Origin of the sequence: Tropicibacter sp. S64 (assembly GCF_049803835.1) — a bacterium.
In the GTDB taxonomy this organism is placed as follows: Bacteria; Pseudomonadota; Alphaproteobacteria; order Rhodobacterales; family Rhodobacteraceae; genus Pacificoceanicola.
This window is the reverse complement of sequence record NZ_JBNAGK010000004.1, coordinates 1-22,916: the sequence shown is the minus strand read 5'-3', so window position 1 is coordinate 22,916 and position 22,916 is coordinate 1. Positions and strand designations below refer to the sequence as shown.

19 protein-coding genes are annotated in these 22,916 nt (G+C 64.9%); 12 read left to right on the top strand and 7 right to left on the bottom strand.

Annotated features, from left to right (window positions below; translation table 11 throughout):
• Positions 1–29: 29 nt before the first annotated feature.
• Positions 30–1,730 (bottom strand): peptide ABC transporter substrate-binding protein, encoded by a 1,701-nt coding sequence (locus tag ACP159_RS07605; RefSeq protein WP_425099067.1) that lies wholly within the window; start codon positions 1,728–1,730, stop codon positions 30–32.
• A gap of 258 nt (positions 1,731–1,988) precedes the next feature.
• Here ACP159_RS07605 and ACP159_RS07600 point away from each other — a divergent pair, with 258 nt between their 5' ends.
• The 4 genes from ACP159_RS07600 to ACP159_RS07585 all read left to right on the top strand — a co-directional run bounded on the left by ACP159_RS07600 (position 1,989) and on the right by ACP159_RS07585 (position 7,869).
• Positions 1,989–3,821 carry a dipeptide ABC transporter ATP-binding protein gene (locus ACP159_RS07600; protein ID WP_425099066.1) on the top strand — a complete coding sequence of 611 codons (1,833 nt, stop codon included), beginning with the start codon at positions 1,989–1,991 and terminating at the stop codon, positions 3,819–3,821.
• 3 nt (positions 3,822–3,824) lie between these two features.
• Positions 3,825–4,979 carry an acetylornithine deacetylase gene (gene argE, locus ACP159_RS07595; RefSeq protein WP_425099065.1) on the top strand — a complete coding sequence of 385 codons (1,155 nt, stop codon included), beginning with the start codon at positions 3,825–3,827 and terminating at the stop codon, positions 4,977–4,979.
• On the top strand, positions 4,976–6,319 hold the full coding sequence (locus ACP159_RS07590; protein WP_425099064.1) for an NAD(P)/FAD-dependent oxidoreductase: 1,344 nt from the start codon (positions 4,976–4,978) through the stop codon (positions 6,317–6,319). Before argE ends, ACP159_RS07590 begins: the two co-directional genes overlap by 4 nt.
• Positions 6,320–6,708: 389 nt before the next feature.
• Complete coding sequence (locus ACP159_RS07585) at positions 6,709–7,869, top strand: M20 aminoacylase family protein (protein ID WP_425099063.1); 1,161 nt, start codon at positions 6,709–6,711, stop codon at positions 7,867–7,869.
• Between the two features lie 165 nt (positions 7,870–8,034).
• Here ACP159_RS07585 and rsgA read toward each other — a convergent pair whose 3' ends face one another.
• Positions 8,035–9,051, bottom strand: coding sequence for a ribosome small subunit-dependent GTPase A (gene rsgA, locus ACP159_RS07580; protein WP_425099062.1), 1,017 nt, complete (start codon positions 9,049–9,051; stop codon positions 8,035–8,037).
• 420 nt (positions 9,052–9,471) lie between these two features.
• A complete protein-coding gene (locus tag ACP159_RS07575; RefSeq protein WP_425099061.1) occupies positions 9,472–9,885 on the bottom strand; it encodes a hypothetical protein in 414 nt (137 codons plus the stop codon).
• 47 nt (positions 9,886–9,932) lie between these two features.
• On the opposite strand from ACP159_RS07575, the gene ACP159_RS07570 reads away from it, so the two are divergent.
• The 4 genes from ACP159_RS07570 to mltG all read left to right on the top strand — a co-directional run bounded on the left by ACP159_RS07570 (position 9,933) and on the right by mltG (position 14,167).
• Positions 9,933–10,733, top strand: coding sequence for a glycosyl transferase (locus ACP159_RS07570; RefSeq protein ID WP_425099060.1), 801 nt, complete (start codon positions 9,933–9,935; stop codon positions 10,731–10,733).
• Between the two features lie 124 nt (positions 10,734–10,857).
• Complete coding sequence (locus ACP159_RS07565; protein WP_425099059.1) at positions 10,858–11,574, top strand: VPLPA-CTERM sorting domain-containing protein; 717 nt, start codon at positions 10,858–10,860, stop codon at positions 11,572–11,574.
• A gap of 177 nt (positions 11,575–11,751) precedes the next feature.
• Positions 11,752–13,014: a beta-ketoacyl-ACP synthase II gene (gene fabF / locus ACP159_RS07560; RefSeq protein ID WP_425099058.1), complete on the top strand. Its 1,263-nt coding sequence runs from the start codon at positions 11,752–11,754 to the stop codon at positions 13,012–13,014.
• A gap of 4 nt (positions 13,015–13,018) precedes the next feature.
• Positions 13,019–14,167 carry an endolytic transglycosylase MltG gene (gene mltG / locus ACP159_RS07555; protein WP_425099057.1) on the top strand — a complete coding sequence of 383 codons (1,149 nt, stop codon included), beginning with the start codon at positions 13,019–13,021 and terminating at the stop codon, positions 14,165–14,167.
• 349 nt (positions 14,168–14,516) lie between these two features.
• On the opposite strand, the gene ACP159_RS07550 is transcribed toward mltG, so the two are convergent.
• Positions 14,517–14,861, bottom strand: coding sequence for an MmcQ/YjbR family DNA-binding protein (locus ACP159_RS07550; RefSeq protein WP_425099056.1), 345 nt, complete (start codon positions 14,859–14,861; stop codon positions 14,517–14,519).
• A gap of 222 nt (positions 14,862–15,083) precedes the next feature.
• Here ACP159_RS07550 and cysS point away from each other — a divergent pair, with 222 nt between their 5' ends.
• Genes cysS through ACP159_RS07530 form a run of 4 tightly spaced genes read left to right on the top strand, consistent with a single transcriptional unit; the run spans position 15,084 to position 19,663 of the window.
• On the top strand, positions 15,084–16,538 hold the full coding sequence (cysS, locus tag ACP159_RS07545; RefSeq protein ID WP_425099055.1) for a cysteine--tRNA ligase: 1,455 nt from the start codon (positions 15,084–15,086) through the stop codon (positions 16,536–16,538).
• Complete coding sequence (cimA, locus tag ACP159_RS07540; RefSeq protein WP_425099054.1) at positions 16,535–18,160, top strand: citramalate synthase; 1,626 nt, start codon at positions 16,535–16,537, stop codon at positions 18,158–18,160. The genes cysS and cimA overlap by 4 nt, the downstream gene beginning before the upstream one ends.
• Positions 18,161–18,173: 13 nt before the next feature.
• On the top strand, positions 18,174–18,893 hold the full coding sequence (locus tag ACP159_RS07535) for an SAM-dependent methyltransferase (protein WP_425099053.1): 720 nt from the start codon (positions 18,174–18,176) through the stop codon (positions 18,891–18,893).
• Positions 18,890–19,663, top strand: coding sequence for a squalene/phytoene synthase family protein (locus ACP159_RS07530; protein WP_425099052.1), 774 nt, complete (start codon positions 18,890–18,892; stop codon positions 19,661–19,663). Before ACP159_RS07535 ends, ACP159_RS07530 begins: the two co-directional genes overlap by 4 nt.
• Here the strand turns inward: ACP159_RS07530 and ACP159_RS07525 are convergent.
• The 3 genes from ACP159_RS07525 to ACP159_RS07515 form a co-directional block, all read right to left on the bottom strand.
• Complete coding sequence (locus ACP159_RS07525) at positions 19,660–20,352, bottom strand: VPLPA-CTERM sorting domain-containing protein (protein WP_425099051.1); 693 nt, start codon at positions 20,350–20,352, stop codon at positions 19,660–19,662. The two genes, ACP159_RS07530 and ACP159_RS07525, sit on opposite strands and share 4 nt — an antisense overlap.
• A 182-nt stretch (positions 20,353–20,534) precedes the next feature.
• On the bottom strand, positions 20,535–20,876 hold the full coding sequence (locus ACP159_RS07520) for a DUF427 domain-containing protein (protein ID WP_425099361.1): 342 nt from the start codon (positions 20,874–20,876) through the stop codon (positions 20,535–20,537).
• Positions 20,877–20,978: 102 nt separating this feature from the next.
• A complete protein-coding gene (locus ACP159_RS07515; RefSeq protein WP_425099050.1) occupies positions 20,979–22,748 on the bottom strand; it encodes an aminopeptidase P family protein in 1,770 nt (589 codons plus the stop codon).
• Between the last annotated feature and the right edge of the window lie 168 nt (positions 22,749–22,916).

The following is a 22,916-nucleotide window of genomic DNA, read 5'->3' as shown; positions in this document are numbered from 1 at the left end:
CGGGGCTGTGCCCCGCACCCCTGCCGGGATCACTTCACCCGGTACCAGTCCGCCACGTTCCAGAGTTCGCTGTCCCAGGCGTTCATCACGACGCCGCCAAGCGCGTTGGATGCCGCGGCGATCCGGCCGCGGTGGACCAGCGGGATCATCATGCCGTTCTCGATCGCCATATCGTTCAGCTTGACGCCGATCGCGCCACGCGCCTCGGTCCCGACCGTGCTGGCCAGTTCCTTGTGCAGCGCGTCGTACTCCGGCATGCAGAAACGCGAGATGTTCTCGCCCTGCCACTGGCTGTCCGGGCCGGGCGCCTTGTCGCACAGGCCGTTGCCGAGATAGGCCTGCGGGTCGGTGCCCGGGAAGGTGTTGGCGTACATCTGCACGTCGGCATAGAACTTCTGGAAGGTGTCGGGCGAGCCCGCGTCACCGCCGAAGAACACGGAGGAGTCGACGTTGCGCAGCTCGACTTCCATGCCGAGGTCGGTCCACCATTCCTTGATCAGCGCCTGGAAGTCCTGGCGCACAGCATTGGTGGAGGTCTGGAACAGGATCGACAGCGGCACGCCGTCCTTCTCGCGCACGCCGTCGCCATCGGTGTCGACGATGCCCGCCGCGTCAAGCATGGCCTTGGCGCCGTCCATGTCCTGTGTCCCGCAGTCGAAGGTCTTGGAATCGAACCAGTCCGGCGCGGGCACCCAGTTGCAGGTCACCTTGCCTGCCGCGCCATAGCCGATCTCGACGAGGAGCGGGCGGTCGATGGCCATGGACATGGCCTTGTACACCGCCGGGTCGCGCAGGAACGGGTGCGGATGGGCGGAGGTCGACCGCTCGCCTTCCGGCAGGTCCGGCGACGGATCGGTCCAGTTGATCTGGACACGCTCCACGGTGCCGCCGAAGTCGGCGACGAAGGTGCCCTTGCCGGCCTCCAGCATCTTTTCCATCACGTCCGGAGCCAGCTGCTGGTTCCAGGCATAGTCGAACTCGCCGGTCTCCAGCACCGCCCGCGCCGCCGAGGCCGCGTCGCCGCCGCCCTTGAGTGTAACCTTGGCGAAGGACGGCTTGGAGGCATCGCGGAAGTACTCGTTGATCGAGTAGGTCACGACGTCGTTGGTCTTGAACTCGTCGACCTTGTAGGGCCCGGTTCCGATGGGGCCGAAGTTCTGGTCGGTGCAGGTGGAGGCCGCCGCGCCGAGGCAGGCCTCGAATTGCGCCTTCTGCAGGATCGGGCTCTCGGCGCCGACGAAGGGCAGGTAGGGATTGGGGGTCGGCTGATCGAAGGTGATCTTGACGGTCAGGTCATCCGGCGTCTCGACGCTTGTGATGCCCTCGAACTTGGTCGACTGGGCGCAGCCGCCTTCGGGGTGGGTGCAGTATTCATAGGTGAACAGCACGTCGGCGGAGGTGAAATCCGAGCCGTCCGACCATTTCAGACCCGGTGTGATCTTCCAGGTGATCTGTGTCAGGTCCTCGGATACGCCGCCGTTCTCGACGGTCGGGATCTCCTCCACGAGCCAGGCCGTCAGCGCGCCGGTCTCGTCATAACGCGCCAAAGGTTCGATGATCAGCGAGGCCGCCTCGACATCCTTGCGGCCGCCGCTGAGAAAGGGATTCAGCGTCGACGGCGCCTGCCAGTAGATGATGCGCACCTCGTCGTCCGCTCCGCGCTCGGCAAAGGCGGCGGGGGCGAAAGCCATGGAGGCAGCGGCCCCGAGCAGCAGTGTCCTGAGTTTCATCTCACTCTCCTTGTTGGTCCGGGGTTGGCCCGGAAATCTATTTTTTTCATGGGGATGGATGACAGTTTCGGCGCTTCGGTCTCATCCGGGCCAAGCCGTAGACGTCCGAAACCCAAGTCACCTGCGCATCCCCACACTACCCCCATCGAAACAGGATTTGCGCAAATTGCAAGCATTGCCTTGGGGTTAATCAAGGCGGGGTTTGACACTGCTGAAAACATGGCCTTACCGTCAGGAGAACCGAACGGGAGACCCGCCATGCTCGATGATACCCAGGCCGCGCCGATCGCCCGGATCGAAAACCTCCGGGTGGAATTTCAGACCAAGTCCGGACCGGTGGTCGGTGTCGAGGACATCTCCTTCGAGATCGGCCCCGGCGAGACGGTCTGCGTCGTGGGGGAATCCGGCTCGGGTAAATCCGTGTCGTCGCTGTCGCTGATGCGTCTGGTGGAGTACGGCGGCGGCGAAATCGCCCGTGGACGGCTGCTGTTCGATCGGCGCGAGGGCGGCGAGATCGACCTTGCCACGGCGGGTGACAGCCTTATGCGCACCATCCGTGGCAACGAAATCGGCATGATTTTTCAAGAGCCTATGACGGCCTTGAACCCCGTCTTCACCGTTGGACGCCAGTTGACGGAGGGGCTTCGGGTGCACAAGGGGCTCTCGCAGAAGCAGGCGCAGGAGCGGGCGCTGGATCTGCTGCGGCAGGTCCGCATCCCCGAACCGGAGCGGCGTTTGAAGCAATACCCGCACGAGTTGTCAGGGGGCATGCGCCAGCGGGTGGTGATCGCCATGGCCCTCGCCTGTGAGCCGCGCCTGTTGATCGCGGACGAGCCGACGACAGCCCTCGACGTGACGATTCAGGCGGAAATCCTCGCACTCATCGACAGGTTGAAACGCGAGACGGGAACCGCGGTGATGTTCATCACCCACGATATGGCCGTCGTGGCCCAGATGGCGGACCGCGTGGTGGTCATGTTCCGCGGCAACAAGGTCGAGGAGGGGCCGGTGCGGCAGATTTTCGAATCGCCGCAGCATCCCTATACGCAGGCGCTGCTGGCTGCCGTGCCGAAGCTTGGCGAGATGACCGGCAAGGCACTGCCGGAGCCGATGAAGCTGCTGGGCGCGGATGCGAGCCTCGTCAAGCCGATTGCCGGGCAGGACACGGTCCTCTTGGATGTTCAAGGGCTTACAACGCGGTTTCCGGTTCGTGGCGGGTTCTTCCGGCGGCACATTTCCAACGTGCACGCCGTGGAGGACGTGTCATTCCGGATCAACAAGGGCCAGACCCTGAGCCTTGTCGGCGAGTCCGGTTGCGGTAAATCCAGCGCTGGCCGCTCGATCCTGCGGCTGGTGGAACCGGTCGCCGGGAGCGTGGTGCTCGACGGCGTGGACGTGATGGCCCTGTCGCCCGCGAAACTGCGCGAGGAACGGCGGGAAATGCAGATGATCTTCCAGGACCCCTTCGCCTCGCTCAATCCGCAGTTGCAGTTGGCCGACCAGGTGGCGGAGCCGATCCACAACTACCGCATCGAGACCGGCAGTGCGGTGATGGACCATGTGGCGCAGCTCTTCGACCGGGTGGAACTGCCGCGCAGCTTCATGCGCCGCTATCCGCACGAACTCTCCGGTGGCCAGCGCCAACGTATTGCAATCGCCCGCGCTTTGGCGCTCCGGCCGAAACTGATCGTGGCCGACGAGGCGGTCAGCGCGCTGGACGTGTCTGTGCAGGCACAGGTGGTCAACCTGATGATGGAACTGCAGGCCGACCTCGGCCTGTCTTACCTTTTCATCAGCCACGACATGGCAGTCGTGGAACGCGTCAGCCATATGGTCGGGGTCATGTACCTTGGCCGGATCGTGGAGATCGGTCCTCGGCAGGCGGTCTTCGAGAACCCGCAGCATCCGTATACCCAGGCGCTCATGAAGGCCGTGCCGATTGCGGACCCGACTCAAAGAAAGTCCGAGAAGGATTTGAATTTCAAGCCAATTCCCTCTCCTATCCATCCGGTGGATTATCAGCCTGCGCGCTCCGAATACCGCGAGATCACACCGGGGCACCGCGTGCTGGTTACGGACAGCGGGTACTGAACGATGGACCGCCTTTCGCCGCGCGAAATCCTCGAACGCCTGATCGGCTTTCCCTCGGTGAGCCGCGACAGCAATCTTCCCTTGATCGACTGGGTTGAGTCCTACCTGGTCGGGCACGGTATCGAGTGCTTCAAGACATTCAAGCAAGGCGAGGAAAAGGCTGCACTTTTTGCGCATGTTGGCCCGCCGGACGAGGGCGGCGTGGTGCTCTCCGGTCATACGGACGTGGTGCCTGTCGACGGGCAGGCCTGGACCAGTGATCCGTTTACCCTGACCGAGCGGGACGGTCGGCTTTACGGGCGCGGAGCGACCGACATGAAAGGTTTCGATGCGCTGGCCATCTGGGCGCTGGTCGAAGCACGCTACAAGGGCGTTCAGCGGCCCCTACAGATAGCTTTGAGCTATGACGAGGAAGTGGGCGTGATTGGCGTGCGTGATCTGATCAAGGCTATGGAAACCTTGCCAAAAGCCAGCGATGTGATTGTTGGCGAGCCGACCATGATGAAGGCGGTGACGGGGCACAAGGGCGGCATCGTGTTCTGGGTGCATGTGCACGGCTTCGAGGTCCATTCGTCGATGCTTCATACCGGCGTGAGTGCGGTGATGTGGGGGGCGAAATTGATTGATTGGGCCAACCAGGTGAACGCGGCACAAATGGCAGCGGAACCGACTGGAATATCACGGTTTTTCGATCCGCCTTATACGAACCTACACGTCGGAATGATTAACGGCGGCACCGCGCATAACATAACGGCGAAGGACTGTGAATTCGGGTTCAGCTTTCGTATCGTGCCCGGTGACGATCCCCAGGTTTGGAGAGAAGCGTTCTTATGCAAGATCAAGGCGTTGGAGGCGGACATGAAGGTGATCCGGCCCGAGGCATGGATCGAGGTGACCGAACGCTCGAGCCTGCCACCCTTCGCGCCGACCGGGACCAACAGCGCGGAGGCACTGGTTCGGCAACTGACCGGCGATAATTCCGAGAATTTCGTGAGTTACGGCACGGAAGCCAGCCATTTCCAAGCAGCCGGCTATGCCGTCGTGGTCTGCGGGCCGGGCAGCATCGCGGTGGCGCACCAACCGGACGAGTACATCACGCTGGAGCAATTCGCCGAAGGGCAGCGGTTCATGGAGCGGCTCGTGGAGACACTGGCGTGACCTTTCCGATCCGCGACGACGGGCCGGTGGAGCATATGAGCTCCCTGCCGCAAACCGTTGATCTTGTTGTGATAGGCGGCGGCGTGATCGGCATTTGCACGGCCCTCTACGCGGCGCGGCAAGGGATGTCCGTGCTGGTTCTGGAGAAGGGCCGCGTGGCGGCGGAACAGTCGAGCCGCAACTGGGGCTGGATCCGGGTGCAGGGTCGTGACCTGGCCGAAGTGCCTATCGCACTGGAATCGCAGGATCTTTGGCAAGACCTGGACCGCATGTGCGAGGGGCGCCTCGGGGTGCGGCAAGTGGGGGTGACATACCTTGCCCGAACCGAGCGCGAGATGGCCGCCTTCGCGGACTGGCTTGCAGAGGCGTCTACTTTAGGTGTGTCGTCCAAGATATTGAATAAGAAGGAAACCTTGTCTCTCCTTGGGCAGCCCGGCGCGCCCTGGATCGGGGCCTTGCACACGCCCACCGACATGAAGGGCGAACCCTGGGTCGCCGTGCCGGAACTGGCGCGGCTGGCGCGTGCGGAGGGGGCGCTGATCCGGGAGCGCTGCGCGGTGCGGGGTTTGCAGGTTCGGGATGGTCGCGTGACCGGCGTCATCAGCGAGGAAGGACTGGTCAAGGCAGGGCGCGTGGTGCTGGCAGGCGGGGCTTGGTCGAGCCTGTTTCTGCGACGTCATGGCGTTGATATTCCACAGCTTTCGGTCCGATCTACGGTCATGGCCTCCAAACCCCTGCCACAGGTTGTGAGCACCGCTGCGGTCGATGACCGGATGGCGTTCCGGCCTCGGACGGATGGTGGCTATACGCTGGCTCCGGCTGCCTTTGCGGAGCTTTTCGTCGGGCCGGATGCGGTGCGGCATCTGCGGCGCTACCTGCCGCTGGCACTGTCGGGCGAATTCGACGTGGCGCTGCGCGGTCCGGCGCCCAAGGACTGGCCCGATGCGGTCTCGACGAAGCGGCACTGGGCCGACGGCGAGCAGAGCCCGTTCGAGCGGATGCGGGTTCTGGACCCGGCCCCGAATGCAAAGAAAATCAAGGAGTTGAAAACCGGCTTCGAAGCGATTTACCCGGCAGTCCGCAAAGTGCAGAGCGCGGCGGAATGGGCCGGACTGATCGACGTTCTGCCCGACGTGGTGCCTGTCGTGGACGAGGAACCGACCCTGCCGGGGCTGATCGTGGTGACCGGCATGTGCGGCCATGGCTTCGGCATCGGACCGGCCTTCGGGCGCATTGCAGCGGATCTCGCAGCGGGCAAGGACCCGGGGCATGACTTGAGCCGGTTCCGGATCACGCGGTTCCGCGATGGCTCGAAACTGGTGCGGGGGCCGAACCTGTGACGCGTTGGCCTTCGCGATCATGGCCAATCGTAAACAGTCCGGACGCTGGGGTTAACGCGGTCGGAAAGCGAAAACCGCACAAGATGGTGTGGTCGTTTTCCTGGCGTCCACAATTGCGAGACAACGGCAGCCTCCGTCCCCTGCAAAATCGGCGGCGTTTGGTACGATTCTGTCCGAGTTTCGTACAGATTTGATACTCGGTCCTGTCCATGGTATCGATACCATGGCCATTTGGCCCGTGACGCTGCGTCGTGATCCGTTAATCCGGCGCGTTCGTGGCATAGGGCAACCGCTTGCGGCACAGGCCGCCGCCGCGCGACACACCTTGCAGCCCGCCTGCGCCGATGGCAGGGTTTGATCAAATTCCACGCCAGACCGAGGAGCACCCCATGCCCGTCAAGAACCGCTTTGCCGAGTTGCACGATGACATCACCGCCTGGCGCCGGGACCTGCACGCGCATCCTGAGATCCTGTTCGAGACGCACCGCACAAGCGCATTGGTGGCCGAGAAGCTGCGTGCCTTCGGCTGTGACGCGGTGACGGAGGGGATCGGGCGGACCGGGGTGGTCGGCGTGATCAAGGGCAAGTCGGACAAGAGTGGCAAGGTGATCGGCCTGCGCGCCGACATGGATGCGCTGCCGATCCACGAACAGACCGGGGTGGACTATGCGTCCAGGACCGACGGGGCGATGCACGCCTGCGGCCATGACGGCCACACGGCGATGCTGCTGGGGGCGGCGCGGTACCTGGCGGAGACGCGGAATTTTGACGGCACCGTGGTGGTGATCTTCCAGCCTGCCGAGGAGGGCGGCGGCGGCGGCCGGGAGATGTGCGAGGACGGGCTGATGGAGCGCTGGGGCATCCAGGAGGTCTATGGCATGCACAACTGGCCGGGCGTGCCGGTGGGGTCTTTCGCCATACGGCCCGGCGCGTTCTTTGCCGCGACGGACCAGTTCGAGGTCTTTCTGGAAGGCAAGGGCGGCCATGCGGCGAAACCGCAGGAGACGGTGGACACGACGGTGATGGCGGCGCAGCTGGTGCTCGCCCTGCAGACGATCGCCAGCCGGAATGCCGATCCGGTGGACCCGCTGGTGGTCTCGGTCACGTCCTTCGAGACCTCGTCGAAGGCGTTCAACGTGATCCCGCAGCGGGTGCATATCAAGGGGACGGTCCGGACGCAGTCGGCCGAGATGCGCAAGCTGGCAGAGGAACGGCTGACAGCGATCTGCGCCGGGGTGGCGGCGACCTTTGGCGGGACGGCGGATGTGCGCTACTACCACGGTTACCCGGTGATGGTGAACTCCGAGGAGCAGACGGAGTTTGCAGCGGACGTGGCGCGGTCGATTTCCGGGCAATGCGCCGAGGCGCCCCTGGTCATGGGCGGTGAGGATTTCGCCTATATGCTGGAGGAACGGCCGGGCGCCTATATCCTCGTCGGCAATGGCGATACCGCGCCGGTTCATCACCCGGAGTACAACTTCAACGACGAGGCCATCCCCGCAGGGTGCTCATGGTGGGCGGAAATCGTCGAGCGCCGGATGCCGGCCTGAGCCCGGAACGGCGGAGGCGCTCCCGGCCCTGCGGGACCAGTCGTCCCTCCCACCGTCCCGCAACCCAAGCCCACGGGGGTGCGCCCCTGTCTTCTTTGGTCTGCAAATACCGCGGAGGGAGGCTCGTCAGAGCCGTGGGAGGACGGCCCGCAGGGGCGTTCCCCCTTACTTCCCGCGCTTCGCCTTCTTCGCGTTCTTGACCATCTTGGCAAAGGCCTTGCCCCGGGCCCGCTGTCGCGCGATGGAGGCGGTGTTGCGCGCATCCTCCGCCTCCAGCTTCCGCCAACGGTCGAGCCGTGCCGCATCGAGCGTGCCGTCGGCGATGGCCGCCTGCACCGCGCAGCCCGGCTCACCTCCGTGCTCGCAGTTGCGGAACTTGCATTGGCCCGCCAGCACCAGCAGGTCGTCGAAGACCTCCTCGATGCCATCCGCCATGTCCGCCAGCTGCAACTCGCGCATCCCCGGTGTGTCGATCAGCCAGCCGCCGGTCAGCGTCGGGACAAGGCTGCGGTGTGTCGTCGTATGCCGCCCCTTGCTGTCGTCCTCGCGGATCGCCTGCGTCGCCGCACTCTCGCCGGTGAGACGGTTGCGCAGGGTGGTCTTTCCGACGCCCGACGAGCCGAGCAGGGCGAGGGTGCGGCCGTCGGAGGCATAGGGCGTCAACTGCGCCGTCTCCGCCTCTTCCTTGGCATTGAGCGCCAGCACGGTGACGTCCCCAAGCGTCCGCGCGTCGTCGACGTACCGTTGCGGATCGTCGGACTTGTCCGGCTTGGTCAGCAGGATCAGCGGCTGGCACCCGGCGGTGGCGGCGAGTGCCAGATAGCGCTCGATCCGGGCGAGGTTGAAGTCGTCGTTGCAGCTGGAGACGATGCCGAGCGTGTCGACATTGGCGGCGATGCGCTGGGTGTAGGCGACATGGCCCGCGGCCTTGCGGGTCAGCGCGGTTTTCGCGTCGAGGATGCGCAGCGCCTGCGTGCCGTCGGTCAGCACCCAGTCGCCCACGGCATAATTCCCCGCCGCCTCGGTGGGGATGAGACGGAGCGGCCCGTCCGTGGTCAGCACGCGGATGCGGTCGCGCTGGACTTCGGTGACGCGGGCGGGGGTGAGCAGGGTTTCGGCGGGGGCAAGCTGGCTTGCGAAGAAATCCGACCATCCGAGGTCGGTCAGTGTGGAAGCTGTCAATGGATCAATCCCGTTGAGACATGGCAAAAGGCCCCGCGATTGGCGGGGTGTGCAGGGGTCTCGGGCCTCATGCCCTGTGGCGGGCGGCCCGGAGGATTGAGGCAAGCTCCATCAAATCTCCGGCGTTCGATTGCCGAGGCAGGATAGAGGGGCGATGGCAGTGGTGCAAGGGGCGGGTTATTCGTCGAGGGTTTGCAGGGCGAGGGTTTCTGCGGTCAGCCTGTCCACAGCGCTGACACCCGCTGCGGCCTTGACCAAACCATCGCTAATCCACTTTTCCCAGACGTTTCCTATTCGTCGCTCAATATTACCCGGTTCGTGTCCTGGCCGGGCAAGACGGGAATAGACATCTGGGGCGTGCCCGAGGCACTAGGCCAACTCAAAATCGTCGAGTGCCGCAGTGGGCTTGCCAAAGAACCCTTAAGCGGCGGCCTCCAACCCGATGTGGTCACGGCCAAAGCGGCCAAAACCCACAAGCGCGCCTCTATAGGCGTCGGGCTCTCCAAGTTGCCGCGTTTCCCGCCAGATGCGGTAGGAAATTGCGCTGTTGTCGGGGTCCAGTTCCGGGAACCGCAGATCCATCAAGGCTCTTCGTGCCAGTGTCACGATACCACTTTCGAGAAACAGGCGCTGATCGCCAAGAACAACAAGTCGCGCACCGAGGCCAACCAGAATCTTCTTTTGCATCTCCACCGGCAGACTGCGAAAGAACGCGGCGCCTTCGGTCAACTCTTCCGTGAAATGCAACCCGCCGGTCATGAACTCTTCAAACGTCATGTCTTCCGCCGAGGCAGGCGAGGCAACGATCAGCAAGGCAATGAGCAGCTGTTTCATCGGTCTTTCCACTGGTCATGGCACATCCTGCGCAGTAGAGAGCAGCCATGAGCGATCCCGTCAACATCATGTGCATCAAATGGGGCACCCTCTTTGGCCCCGAATACGTCAACCGCCTCTACTCCGGCGTGCGGCGCAACATGGGCCGTCCCGTGCGGTTCCTGTGCATGACGGAACATGCGGAGGGGCTGCATCCGGACGTCGAAGTGCTTGACCTGCCGGTGGAGCCTTTTGCGAAACCGATGGCGGAGGCGCTGGCGGTGGCGAACCGGCAGGGTGCGATGCGCAAGGTTTCACTCTTTCGCCCCGGGCTGGTGCCGGATCTGGTTGGGCCGGTTCTGGGGTTCGATCTCGATGTGGTGATTACCGGATCGCTGGACGAGATCGTGGACCTCGCACCGGGCACGGTGGCGATGCGCCACGACTGGACGGAAAAGCGCAAGGGCCGCCCCACGGGGCATGGCTCGGTCTTCCGGTTTGATCCTTCTTTGCACGGGTTCTTGTACGAGGACCTCGCGGCGAATGCCTATGCGGAGGTGGAAAAGGCGCGGGGTTCGGAGCAGCGCTATACCTCGCACAAGGCGATGGACCGGGGGTGTTTTACCTATATCCCGGGGGAGTGGGTGGTCTCGTTCAAATACGACTGCAACCCGTTTCCGGGGAACTGGGTGCATCCGCCACGGCTGCCCGAGGCGGCGAAAGTGGTGTGTTTTCATGGGCGTCCGAAGATGACGGATGCTTTGGAGGGGTGGAACGGGTCGTTCATTCGGCACTCGAAGCCGTGTGACTGGCTGCGGGAGCATTGGATCGAGCGGGCGAAGGGGGATTTGGGGGAGAGGTGGGCTTGAAACATTGCTCAGGCCGTCGGGTAGCTGTCCAAACGCGGAAACCCGCCGAGCGGCGCGCAATTCATGAGTGAAATTTCCCTGTTGTGATACCGTGAGCCGGTTCACTTTGCGCAAGGACCCTTTCATGCCCATGTCCCTTTCCAGACTTTTCGGCCTTTCGGCCCTTATCATGACCTGCGCCTTGCCGCTCGACGCGGCGGTTCTTGCGCCCGGTGGAACGGTGTTTCCCACGGGCATAACATCACTCGCCGATCCGGAATTGGCGGGGGGAGTGGTGCAGGAAGAACTGTTGCCTTTTCAGGCTCAGAGTCCGACTCCCGCGTTCCTGGATGTCCTTGGCAACGTCCAGAACCGTGCGATTGCCTCGAACCTGACCGGCAATATCATTCTCGCGTATCAGTTGCGCGAGTTGAGCAGCACCTACCAGCCCAGCGGCATCCAGATCACCGGGATGAGCCTGAGCGGCTTTGCCAGCTATGGGCTCTTTTCGCTGGACGTGGATTATCGGACGGATTCGACGGGGAACCGGGGGCTGACCTCGGTCAGCCGGTCCGGGGATGGCAACGTGTTGACCTTTGCCTTTGATCCGATTGCCGTTTCCGGCCTGTTCGGTGTGCCCTCGGACAGCAGCTACCTGCTCTCGCTCAAAACCGACGCATCGACGTGGTCGAACACCGGCATCCTGACGGTTTTCGGATTTGACACGGTGGAAGGCCGCAGCTTCTCGACCACGTTCGGCGGGCTGGCCGTACCCGGCGCGGCGGAGGTACCTATCCCGGCAGGCGGAGCGTTGCTGATTGGCGCCTTGATGGTGCTCGGGATCGTGCGTCGGCGGCGTTGAGCGCGGTCTGAAGCAGGTTACTGTGGGACAGGATCGGCTTGTCTCGCCGCAACTCGGCGTGTCCTGTCATCACAATGCTCCCGGCACCCTCCCGCCGCTCCAAACACCCGCACCCTTGCCCCCCGAGCCCCCGACAGGCTATAGGCACCAAAAGGATACACCAAGAAGGGCAGAGCCATGGCGCGCAGGGTTGTCGTTACAGGACTGGGACTGGTCACACCGCTCGCAAGCGGGGTGGAGGAGACGTGGAGCCGTCTGCTCGACGGGCAGTCCGGGGCCGGGACCATCACCAAGTTCGATGCCAGCCATCTTGCCACCACCTACGCCTGCGAAGTGCCGTATGGCGACGGGACGGACGGGACGTTCAACCCGGACGACTACCTCGACAAGAAGGAACAGAGGAAGGTCGACGAGTTCATCATGTTCGGCATGGCCGCCGCGGCGCAGGCGGTGAAGGATGCCGGCTGGATGCCCGAAAGCGAAGAGGATCGCCTGCGCACCGGCGTGATGATCGGCTCCGGCATCGGCGGCCTCAACTCGATTGCCGAGACCGCGATCCTGATCAAGGAGAAGGGCCCGCGCCGGGTGTCTCCCTTCTTCATTCCCGGTGCGCTGATCAACCTGATCTCGGGCAACGTTTCGATCAAATACGGCTTCAAGGGCCCGAACCACGCGGTTGTCACCGCCTGTTCGACCGGCGCCCATGCCATCGGCGACGCGGCGCGGCTGATCAAGTATGGCGATGCGGACGTGATGCTGGCGGGCGGCGCGGAGGCGGCGATTTCGGAGATCGGCATCGCGGGCTTCAACGCCTGCAAGGCGCTCAGCACCAAGCGCGGCGACGAGCCGACCAAGGCCAGCCGCCCCTATGACGCGGACCGCGACGGGTTTGTCATGGGCGAGGGCGCAGGCGTTGTCGTACTGGAAGAATACGAACACGCCAAGGCGCGGGGCGCGAAGATTTACGCCGAGGTTTGCGGCTACGGCCTCACGGGCGACGCCTACCACATCACCGCGCCGTCCGAGACAGGCGAGGGCGGTGAGCGCTCGATGCGGGCGGCGTTGAAGGACGCCGGGCTGGATGCGAGCCAGATCGACTACATCAACGCGCATGGCACCTCGACCATGGCCGACACCATCGAGCTTGGCGCGGTTGAGCGGCTGCTGGGCGATCATGCGGCGAAGGCGACCATGTCCTCCACCAAATCCGCCACCGGGCATCTGCTCGGTGCGGCGGGGGCGATCGAGGCGATCTTCTCGATCCTCGCAATCCGGGACCAGGTCGCGCCGCCGACGATCAACCTCGACAACCCGGCGGTTGCGCCGAAGCTGGACCTCGCGCCGAACACCAAGCGCGAACGCCGGATCGACTACGCGCTGTCGAACAGCTTCGGTTTCGGCGGCACCAACGCCTCGGTGATCTTCGGCAAGGTGAGCTGAGCCCATGTGGCGGAACATCGCGTCGAACGCGCTGACCTTCATGGTCGTCGCCTTCTTCCTGCTCGGCGGGGTGCTGCTCTGGGCGCAGCGCGAATACCGGGCGGAGGGTCCGCTGGATCAGGCGATCTGCCTCGAGGTGCCGCGCGGCAGCACCATGAAGCGGGTGTCCGAGGATCTTGCCTCGCGCGGGGCGGTCTCCAGCGCGATGATGCTGCGGCTGGGGGCGGATTACACCGATCGGACGCAATCGCTCAAGGCGGGCAGCTACCTCGTGCCGGATGGCGCGAGCATGGCGGATATCGTTGACATCGTGACCAAGGGCGGCGCGAGCACCTGCGGCACGGAGGTGGTCTACCGGATCGGCATCGTGCGCGCGCAGGTGCAGGTGCGCGAGATCGACCCGGCAACCGGGCGCTACGAGGAGAAGGCCGAATTCACCCCCGGCGAGGGCGACATTCCGCTGGCCTATGCGCAGGTGCGCGAGAAGCGGGATACGCGCTATCGCGTGGCGCTGGCCGAGGGCGTGACGAGCTGGCAGGTGGTGCAGGAGCTTGGGCAGATCGACGTGCTCGAGGGCACGGTGGAGGTTCCGCCCGAGGGCAGCCTCGCACCCGACAGCTACGAGATCGTGCCTGGGGACACCCGGGCGAGCGTGATCCAGCGGATGCAGGAGGCGCAGGAGTTGATACTCGCGCAAGCGTGGCAGGATCGCGCGGACGGTCTGCCGCTGGACACGCCGGAGGAGGCGCTGATCCTTGCCTCCATCATCGAGAAGGAAACCGGCGGGCCGGACGAGCGCTTCGACGTGGCGTCGGTGTTCGTGAACCGTCTGGAGCGCGGCATGCGGCTGCAGACCGACCCGACGGTGATCTACGGCCTGACCAAGGGCGAGGGCGTGCTGGGCCGGGGGCTGCGGGCGTCGGAACTGCGGCGCGAGACACCGTGGAACACCTACGTCATCAACGGCCTGCCGCCGACTCCGATCGCAAACCCCGGGCGGGCGAGCATCGAGGCGGCACTGAACCCGGCGAATACGGACTACATCTACTTCGTGGCGAAGACGCTGGACCCGCGAGACGGGCACAACTTCGCCGAGACGCTGGAAGAGCATAACGCCAATGTGGCGGCCTACCGGAAGCTGGAAGGCCAGTAGCGGCGCGGCTTCCGGGCGCCCCGACTGAACCTGCGGTTCAGCGGCCCACCCTCCAGCCAACGCGCCGGATGAGACAGGACCATCGCCCTGGTGTGGTGGTCTTCCGTCCGAACGCGTTGCGCGAACCGCCGGAGACATCGGCGTGGGGGGCGCTTCTTTGGTCTCCAAATACCCTTGGGGAGCCCGAAGGGCGGGGCAAAGCCCCGACAAAATTTTGCCCCGACAAAATTTTCTTGCCCCTCGGGGAGGGTCGCTGGGGTGACGGCCGGCCAAGGTCCGCTCTCGCCCCGAGCCGATCCAAGCCGATCCAGTGGCGTGTCTCGGGCAAGCGGGCGCAGGGCGAGCGGAGTCATGCTTCGGTGATGGCCTTTTGCGTCTTTTTCGGCAGGCTGGCGAAGATCAGGTCATAGGAGGTGCTGATACGGTCCCGGAGTTCGTCTTCGGGGATCGCGTCCCAGTCCAGCAATACCCAGGAGCGGTGGAAATAGGGGGCCTTGAGGGCGCGGCCCATGTCGATCAGGAGTTCGGCATCTTCGATGGAAGGGGTCTTGACCGAGACCCCTTTCTGCACCGCGCCAATGCAGGCGAACATCTTGCCGCCGACCTTCCAGGCGTCGTGCCCGCCGCCCCAGGGGTCCGAGACTTCGGCGCCGGGCAGGGGCTGGCAGAGGGCGTTGACGATGGCGCGGGTCATGCCCGGAAGGATGCGAGCGGCGCGGCCGTGGGTCAAGGGGAAGACCCCCGCGAAAGCGGCTTCCCGGGGCGCGGGTTTCGTGCTATCCGCGATCCCATGAAGAGCCTGCGCATCATTACGATCTGCTGCATTCCCCACTGACATCTGTCGGCGGGCCGCTCTTCTATTCCAATCCTTTTGTGAAGTTGCTAAGCCCGCCGCGACCCTATGCCGGAGCGCGCCATGGAAATCCGTCTCACCAATTCGATGACCCGCCGCAAGGAGCGGTTCGAGCCTTTGGACGAGAAAAACGTGCGGATGTATGTCTGCGGGCCGACGGTCTATGACCGGGCACACCTTGGCAATGCGCGGCCCGCGATTGTCTTTGACGTGCTGTTCCGGCTGCTGCGGCAGGTCTATGGCGCGGATCATGTGACCTATGTGCGCAATTTCACCGACGTAGATGACAAGATCAACGCGCGGGCGGCGGAGTCGGGGCGGTCGATTGGCGAGATCACGGCGGAGACGACCCAGTGGTATCTCGACGACATGGCTGCAGTCGGGGTGATGGAGCCGACCCACATGCCGCGCGCGACGCAGTTCATCCCGCAGATGGTGGCGATGATCGAGGGGCTGATCGCGGCGGGTCACGCCTATGCCGCTGAGGGGCACGTACTGTTTTCCGTCGGCAGTTACGACGGTTACGGGCGGCTCTCGGGGCGGTCCGTGGAGGACATGATCGCCGGGGCGCGGGTCGAGGTCGCGCCCTACAAGCGCGATCCGATGGATTTCGTGCTGTGGAAGCCATCTTCGGACGATTTGCCCGGTTGGGACAGTCCCTGGGGCCGGGGGCGGCCGGGCTGGCATATCGAGTGCTCGGCGATGGCGGACGATCTGCTCTGGAAGAAGCCGCTTGAAGAGGGGCGTCTGTCCGAGGCCGCCCTGAGCCGTCCTCATGTCTTTGACATCCATGGCGGCGGCAATGATCTGTCCTTCCCGCACCATGAGAACGAGATCGCGCAGAGCTGCTGCGCGAACCACTCCGATGTCATGGCGAATGTCTGGCTGCACAACGAGATGTTGCAGGTCGAGGGCAAGAAGATGTCCAAATCGCTCGGCAACTTCTTCACCGTGCGCGACCTGCTGGATCAGGGCGTGCCGGGGGAGGTGATCCGGTTCGTCATGCTCTCCACGCATTACCGCAAGCCGATGGACTGGACGGCGGAAAAGGCGCGGGAGGCGAAAAAGACTTTGCAGAAGTGGCGGGCACAAACCCGTGGTCTTCCCACGACCGCACCGCATGCTGGCGTGGTCGCGGCGTTGGCCGATGACCTGAACACGCATGGAGCGATTGCTGAGCTACACAATTTGTCGAATTCAGGAGATTTCGTTTCGTTGCTGAGTTCCGCCAAGCTTCTCGGCCTTCTGACCGATAGTCTTTCCGGCTGGGAAAATGACCGTCCTGCTGACGGCGGCGATATGTTTGTCTTGAAAACGCTTGAGAAAAACCTGCAGGCGATGCGTGTGCGGGCCATGCAAACCAAGGATTTCTCTGGCGTAGATTCCATGAAATCGGCGCTCATTGCGGCGGGTGTCGAAGTGCGCATGTCCAAGGAAGGCGTCTCACTCGAACCGACCGAAACTTTCGATAGCGACGCGTTGTCGAAAATCGAGCGCCAAAGAGAGGCTGAACAATGACACGGGAGCGGCTGTATCTCTATGACACGACCCTGCGCGACGGGCAGCAGACGCAAGGTGTGCAGTTCTCGACCAATGAGAAGCTGCGGATCGCGGCGGCGTTGGACGCGCTTGGCGTCGACTACATAGAGGGCGGCTGGCCCGGGGCGAACCCGACGGATTCGGCCTTCTTCGAGGCGGTGCCGCAGACGAAAGCCGCGTTGACGGCCTTCGGAATGACCAAACGCGCGGGGCGCTCGGCGGAGAACGACGACGTGCTGGCCGCTGTCCTGAATGCCGGGACCGGGGCGGTCTGTCTGGTGGGCAAATCGCATGACTACCATGTGACCAAGGCGCTTGGCGTGTCGCTCGAAGAGAACCTCGAGAACATCCGCGCCAGTATGGCACATCTGGTGGCCTCCGGCCGCGAGGCGCTGTTCGATGCGGAGCATTTCTTCGACGGCTACAAGGACAATCCCGGTTACGCTCTGGAGTGCCTCAAGACCGCGCTCGACGCCGGGGCGCGGTGGGTGGTGCTCTGTGACACCAACGGTGGGACTTTGCCGCATGAAATCGGGCAGATCGTGCACGAAGTCATCGAATCCGGGGTCGATGGTGCACGATTGGGGATCCATACGCACAATGACACCGAAAACGCCGTAGCCGGGTCTCTGGCCGCGGTTCTGGCCGGGGCGCGGCAGGTGCAGGGGACGCTGAACGGGCTTGGCGAGCGCTGCGGCAATGCCAATCTGACATCGCTGATCCCGACCTTGCTGCTCAAGGAGCCCTTCGCGAGCCGTTTCGAGACCGGAGTGAGCAAGGAGGCGCTGACCGGGTTGACGCGGGTGGCGCGGATGCTCGACGATATCCTGAACCGGGTGCCGATGAAGCAGGCGCCCTATGTCGGGGCCTCGGCCTTTGCGCACAAGGCGGGGCTGCATGCCAGCGCCATCCTGAAAGACCCGTCCACCTACGAGCATGTGGAGCCGAAGCGCGTCGGCAACGAGCGCATCATCCCGATGTCCAACCAGGCTGGGCAATCGAACCTGCGCCGCCGTCTCTCCGATGCCGGGCTGGAGGTGGACAAGCGCGATCCGGCTCTGGCCCGCATTCTGGAGCGGGTGAAGGAGCGGGAGTCGGAGGGCTATTCCTACGACACCGCGCAGGCGAGTTTCGAGCTGCTGGCGCGGGATGAATTGGGCGTGCTGCCGGAGTTCTTCGAGGTGAAGCGCTACCGGGTGACGGTGGAGCGGCGCAAGAACAAATACAATCGCATGGTCAGCCTGTCCGAGGCGGTGGTCGTGGTGAAGATCGACGGCGAGAAGAAGCTGTCAGTGTCGGAGTCCATGGATGAGGAGGGTTGCGACCGCGGCCCGGTCAACGCCCTGTCGAAGGCGCTGGCGAAGGATCTCGGGCGCTATCAGGCACTGATCGACGACATGCGGCTGGTGGATTTCAAGGTGCGGATCACGCAGGGTGGCACCGAGGCCGTCACGCGGGTGACCATCGACAGCGAGGACAGTCTCGGTCGGCGCTGGTCGACTGTGGGCGTCAGCCCGAACATCGTCGACGCCAGTTTCGAGGCGCTGCTCGACGCGGTGCGCTGGAAGCTGGTCCGCGATGCCGGAACGGTGGCGGCCTGAGGGAGCGGACGGCATGGACAGATCGGCGTTTTTCGAGGTGCACAAGGACCTGCCGCGCGAAGGGCCGGGGCGGCCCGAGGACGTGGCCTGGGCACTTGGCGCGGCCGGGGTGAAGCCCGGGGCGCGGGTGTTGGACGCGGGCGCGGGGCCGGGGGCGGACATCCAGGCGCTGCTGCTGGCCACGGCGCCCGGCGGGCATGTGACGGCGGTGGAAGCGCATGCGCCCTTCGTGGAGCAGGCCGCGCGGCGCTGGGGCCGGGATTCGCGGGTGACGCTGGTGACCGGGGACATGCGGGAGGCCGAGGGGCCGTTCGACGTGATCTGGTGCGCCGGGGCCTTGTATTTTCTCGGGCTGCGCGAGGGGCTCGAGCTGATGCGCGGCAAGCTGGCGCCGGGCGGCGTGCTCTGTTTCTCCGAACTGGTGTTCCGGGTGGCCGAGCCGGCGACTGAGGTTCGCGCACCGCTGGAGGCCGAGTATCCGGCGATTGGCACCGTGGAGCGGCTGAACGGAATCGTGGAGGCCGAGGGCCTCGGGATCGTGGCGCAGAAGATGCTGCCCCGCGCGTCCTGGGAGGCCTATTACCGGCCCCTGGAGGCGCAGGTGGCACAACTCAGGCCGGGGGCCGATGCCGCGCTCGCTCAGGTTCTGGACGAGACCGAGGCGGAAATCGCGCTCTGGCGGGAGCACAACGAGGCATTCGGCTATGCGCTCACCGTGGTGCGCCCCCGTTGAGCGATCCCTTTGCCGAGAACCCGGACCTGATCGCCTGCGCGAAGCTGGTCGAACAGGGCGACCCGGAGCGCTTCGCCGCCGTCATGGCGGCGCCGGTTCAGGCGCGGGCGGTGCTCTTTCCGATCTACGCCTTCAACGTCGAGGTCAGCCGTGCGCCCTGGCTCACGCAGGAGCCGATGATCGCGCAGATGCGGCTGCAATGGTGGTGGGACGCGCTGGAAGAGATCCGCAACGGCGGCATGGTGCGCCGGCACGAGGTGGTGACTCCGCTGGCGCTGGTTCTGGATGGAGAGGCGGCGCTCTGGTTGCAGGACCTGGTGGAGGCACGGCGACTGGACGTGGAACGCGTGCCTTTCGCGGACGAACCGGCGCTGTGGGACTACCTGGAAAAGACCGGCGGCGGGCTGATGGCGGCGGCGGCAAGGGGCCTTGGCACTCGGGACGTGGCAGCGGCGTGGCGGATTGGCACGGCGGCGGGCCTCGCCGGGTATCTGCGGGCCGTCCCGGACCTGGAGGCGCGGGGAAGGCAGCCTTTGCCAGATGGCAGGCCCGAGACGATAGCAGCCTTGGCGGAGCGGGGGCTGGCGCGGTATGCCGAAGGCCGCCGCAAAGGCCGCCCCGATGCAGGTAAACCCGCGCTACTGGCTGCATGGCAGACCAGAGCGTTGCTCACACAGGCCGCACGACATCCTGCCCGTGTTGCTGACGGCACGCTTGCCCTCAGCGAGTTCGGCAAACGCTGGCGGCTGCTGCTGGCGGCGCTGCGTTAGACCGCGCGCCGCCGCAGGACGGCGAGACCGGCCAGCGCCCCGGCAAGCAACGGCAGACCGGCGGGCAGCGGCACTTCGGCACTGCCAAGGCTGTAGCTGATGCTGTCGACCTGCATGGCTTCGCTGGCGTTGTTCTTGCCCAAGAGGAACGTCATCGGCTGGCCAGTATCGAACCCCGGCTTGAAGGTGCCGTTCAGGGTGTACGTGCCATAGGTCAGGTCATAGGTGCCCGCGACGAGGTCGAAGGCGTAGGTGATCGTCCCGATGGGGCCGGTGGGAAAGACGGGTGTGACATTGGAGGTGGTGAGACTGCCCCAGCCATAGCCCGTCCCGTCGAATGTCCCGAGGCCGGGGCTGCTGAGCAGCAGTCCCTGATCGGCAAGACCCACCCAGTCGAAGACCGTGCCGTAGCTCAGCCCGAACGTCACATCCATGTCACTAGTCGTGCGCGTCAGATCCATGGCGATGGTGCCGGAGGTGGCACCGCCAAGATCGAGCGTGACCAGCACCACGTCCTCGAACGGTCCGGTGCCGAAGGCCATCGACGTGCCGGTGACAGCTCCCGCGCCATTCGGCAGGCCGAAGCCAGGCGCGGTGCCGAGGTCAGCGCCGTTGACGGTTACAGCCAAGGCAGGGGTCGCGAGGCCAAAGGCGAGGGCGGTGGACAGGATGGGGACGAAATGGGACATGAAACTCTCCGGATGGTCTTGAATGTCTGGACAGAATGGCTCGGGTCACAGGCTAGGGAAAAAGGATGCCCATTTCAACCGCCGGAGGCTGTTGGCGAGAGTCGCTTCGGTGCGCCGGACAAGGCAACGGACGGCCCGGCCAGACCGCCCGTATCGTGTTCAACCGGGGCGCGCAGCAGTCCTCAGACCTGCTCCACTGTCACGCCTTCCTGGACGTAGAACGCCAGGTGATCCTTGATCGCCGCGACGTCCGGGTTCGGGTTCTCGTAGGACCACACCGCGTTTGTGTAGGTCTTCGACTTCGACATGATCGAGAAGTAGCTCGCGGTTCCCTTGTACGGGCAGGTGGTCTCATGTGTCGTCCGGTCGAGGAAGGCCATGGCGATGTCGCCGCGCGGAAAGTAGATCACGAAGGGCAAATCACCCTCCGTGAGTTCCAGGGCGTTGGCGCTCTCGCCGATGACCGCGCCGCCCGCGCGCACGACCCAGGTGCCCTCTGCCGGTGTAATCGTGATCTTGCTCATCGTCCTGTCCCCCTGTGTCATGGTCATCTGTTCTCCCAAATCGGGATAATTTTATTGCGCGGTGTTCCGGTCCAGAGACACCTTTCTTGTGACACTATAATGTCAAATCGCGGCGCATGCCTCTGCCAACCATGCCCCTGCGACATCATCGACCAGAGGCGCAACGCGGGTCCGCACCTCGGCGTGGTAGGCGTTGATCCAGTCGCGCTCCGCACTGGTCAGCATCTCCGGCACGATCAGCCTGCGGTCGATCGGTACCCATGTGAGGGTCTCGAAGCGGTATTGCTGCGGGATCGTCTGGCCGGGCAGGGCCGCGGCCGCCTCGACCACCACGAGGTTCTCGATGCGGATACCATAAGCGCCCTCGCGATAGAACCCCGGCTCGTTGGACAGGATCATGCCGGGCTGGAAGGCAACCTTCCCGGCGCGGCTGATGCGGGCGGGGCCCTCGTGCACGCAAAGATACGATCCGACGCCATGCCCGGTGCCATGGCCATAGTCGAGCCCCGCCTGCCAGAGCGCATGGCGGGCAAAGGGGTCGATGTCCTGCCCGGTCATGCCCTTCGGGAAACGCAGCATGGAAATCGCGATCATGCCCTTGAGGACGCGGGTGAAATTCTGCCTCTCTTCCTCGCCCACAGCGCCGATCGCGATGGTGCGGGTGATGTCCGTCGTACCATCCACATACTGCCCGCCGCTGTCCACCAGCAGCAACTCGCCGTCTTGCAGGGGCCGGTCCGTGGCCTCCGTCACGCGGTAATGCACGATGGCGCCATTAGGGCCGGAGCCGCTGATGGTGTCGAAACTGATGTCGCGCAGGGCGTTGGTGGCGCGGCGCTCCTCTTCGAGGCGCTTGACCACGGTGATCTCGGTCAGGTTTCCCGGTGCCTCCCGGTCCAGCCAGCACAGGAAGCGCACCATCGCCGCCGCATCGCGCAGATGCGCCGCGCGGGTGCCCTCCAGTTCGGTGGCGTTCTTCATCGCCTTGGGCAGGACACAGGGATCGTCCCCCTCGACGATCTCGCGGCCTTCGAGCGCGTCGTTGACAGCAACGGGACAGCTCGCCGGGTCGATCTGAACCGGACCCTGAAGCGCCCTCAACGCGTCTTCGAACGCCGCCACCGGCTGTATCGTGACGCTGACGCCGAGATGGTCGCGCACATCCCCCAGTTTCTCCTCCGCCATGAACAGCGTCACCGTCGCATCCGCATGCAGGACGGCAAACCCCTGCGGCACCGGGTTCTTCGGAATGTCGCTGCCGCGGATGTTCAGGAGCCAGGCAATGCTGTCGGGCAGGGTGATGACCGCCGCCCGCGCCTTGCCGAGGCCCTTGGCCAGCCGCGCGATCTTGGCCTCATGCGCCTCGCCCGAAAGCGCCACCGGCTGCGCGAAGACCTTGCCCAGAGGCGGGGCGGGGCGATCCTCCCACACCGCATCCACAAGGTTCGCCACCGGCCGCAGGGCGACGCCCTTCTCCTCCAGCCCGCGCTTCTGCTCGACCGTCAGCAGCCAGGGATCGAAACCGGTTTGCCCCTCCGGCAGGGCCGCCTTGATCCAGTCGGCCAGGGACGTCTCCGGCCAGTCGACCTTCTCGAAGACCTCCGCCACCTGCCGCTTCACCTGCACCCGGTAGCGCCCGTCCACGAAGACCGCCGCCCGGTCCGCCAGGGCCACGGCCCAGCCCGCCGAGCCGGTAAACCCGGTCAGCCAGGACAGCCGTTCATCCGCCGGGGCCACGTACTCCCCCTGCCAGGCATCCGCCCGCGGCACGAGAAACCCGTCAACGCCCGCGTCCTGCATGGCCTTGCGCAGCGCCGCAAGGCGGGCGGGTCCGGTATCCGGCGAGGCGGACTCGGTGAAAGTCTGGAACATCGGGGAACTCCTGTCTTGGCGCGGAGCAGATCACGATTGCCCGGAGCCTGCAAGCAGGCAACAATCCCGCCCCGCGTCTCCTGTTTCTTCTCTTTGCAAATACCTCCGGGGTCGCCCCGCAGGGGCGTAGGGGCAGCGCCCCTGCACGCGTGCGCCGCACGCGTTCCC

Bases quoted from the DNA above. Each gene is read 5' to 3' on its own strand.
- ACP159_RS07600 (WP_425099066.1), top strand. From the start codon at position 1,989: ATGCTCGATGATACCCAGGCCGCGCCGATCGCCCGGATCGAAAACCTC.
- ACP159_RS07575 (WP_425099061.1), bottom strand. From the start codon at position 9,885: ATGAAACAGCTGCTCATTGCCTTGCTGATCGTTGCCTCGCCTGCCTCG.
- ACP159_RS07515 (WP_425099050.1), bottom strand. From the start codon at position 22,748: ATGTTCCAGACTTTCACCGAGTCCGCCTCGCCGGATACCGGACCCGCC.
- ACP159_RS07535 (WP_425099053.1), top strand. From the start codon at position 18,174: ATGGACAGATCGGCGTTTTTCGAGGTGCACAAGGACCTGCCGCGCGAA.
- cimA (WP_425099054.1), top strand. From the start codon at position 16,535: ATGACACGGGAGCGGCTGTATCTCTATGACACGACCCTGCGCGACGGG.
- ACP159_RS07520 (WP_425099361.1), bottom strand. From the start codon at position 20,876: ATGAGCAAGATCACGATTACACCGGCAGAGGGCACCTGGGTCGTGCGC.
- argE (WP_425099065.1), top strand. From the start codon at position 3,825: ATGGACCGCCTTTCGCCGCGCGAAATCCTCGAACGCCTGATCGGCTTT.
- ACP159_RS07570 (WP_425099060.1), top strand. From the start codon at position 9,933: ATGAGCGATCCCGTCAACATCATGTGCATCAAATGGGGCACCCTCTTT.
- fabF (WP_425099058.1), top strand. From the start codon at position 11,752: ATGGCGCGCAGGGTTGTCGTTACAGGACTGGGACTGGTCACACCGCTC.
- ACP159_RS07605 (WP_425099067.1), bottom strand. From the start codon at position 1,730: ATGAAACTCAGGACACTGCTGCTCGGGGCCGCTGCCTCCATGGCTTTC.
- ACP159_RS07525 (WP_425099051.1), bottom strand. From the start codon at position 20,352: ATGTCCCATTTCGTCCCCATCCTGTCCACCGCCCTCGCCTTTGGCCTC.
- cysS (WP_425099055.1), top strand. From the start codon at position 15,084: ATGGAAATCCGTCTCACCAATTCGATGACCCGCCGCAAGGAGCGGTTC.
- ACP159_RS07585 (WP_425099063.1), top strand. From the start codon at position 6,709: ATGCCCGTCAAGAACCGCTTTGCCGAGTTGCACGATGACATCACCGCC.
- ACP159_RS07565 (WP_425099059.1), top strand. From the start codon at position 10,858: ATGCCCATGTCCCTTTCCAGACTTTTCGGCCTTTCGGCCCTTATCATG.
- ACP159_RS07550 (WP_425099056.1), bottom strand. From the start codon at position 14,861: ATGACCCGCGCCATCGTCAACGCCCTCTGCCAGCCCCTGCCCGGCGCC.
- mltG (WP_425099057.1), top strand. From the start codon at position 13,019: ATGTGGCGGAACATCGCGTCGAACGCGCTGACCTTCATGGTCGTCGCC.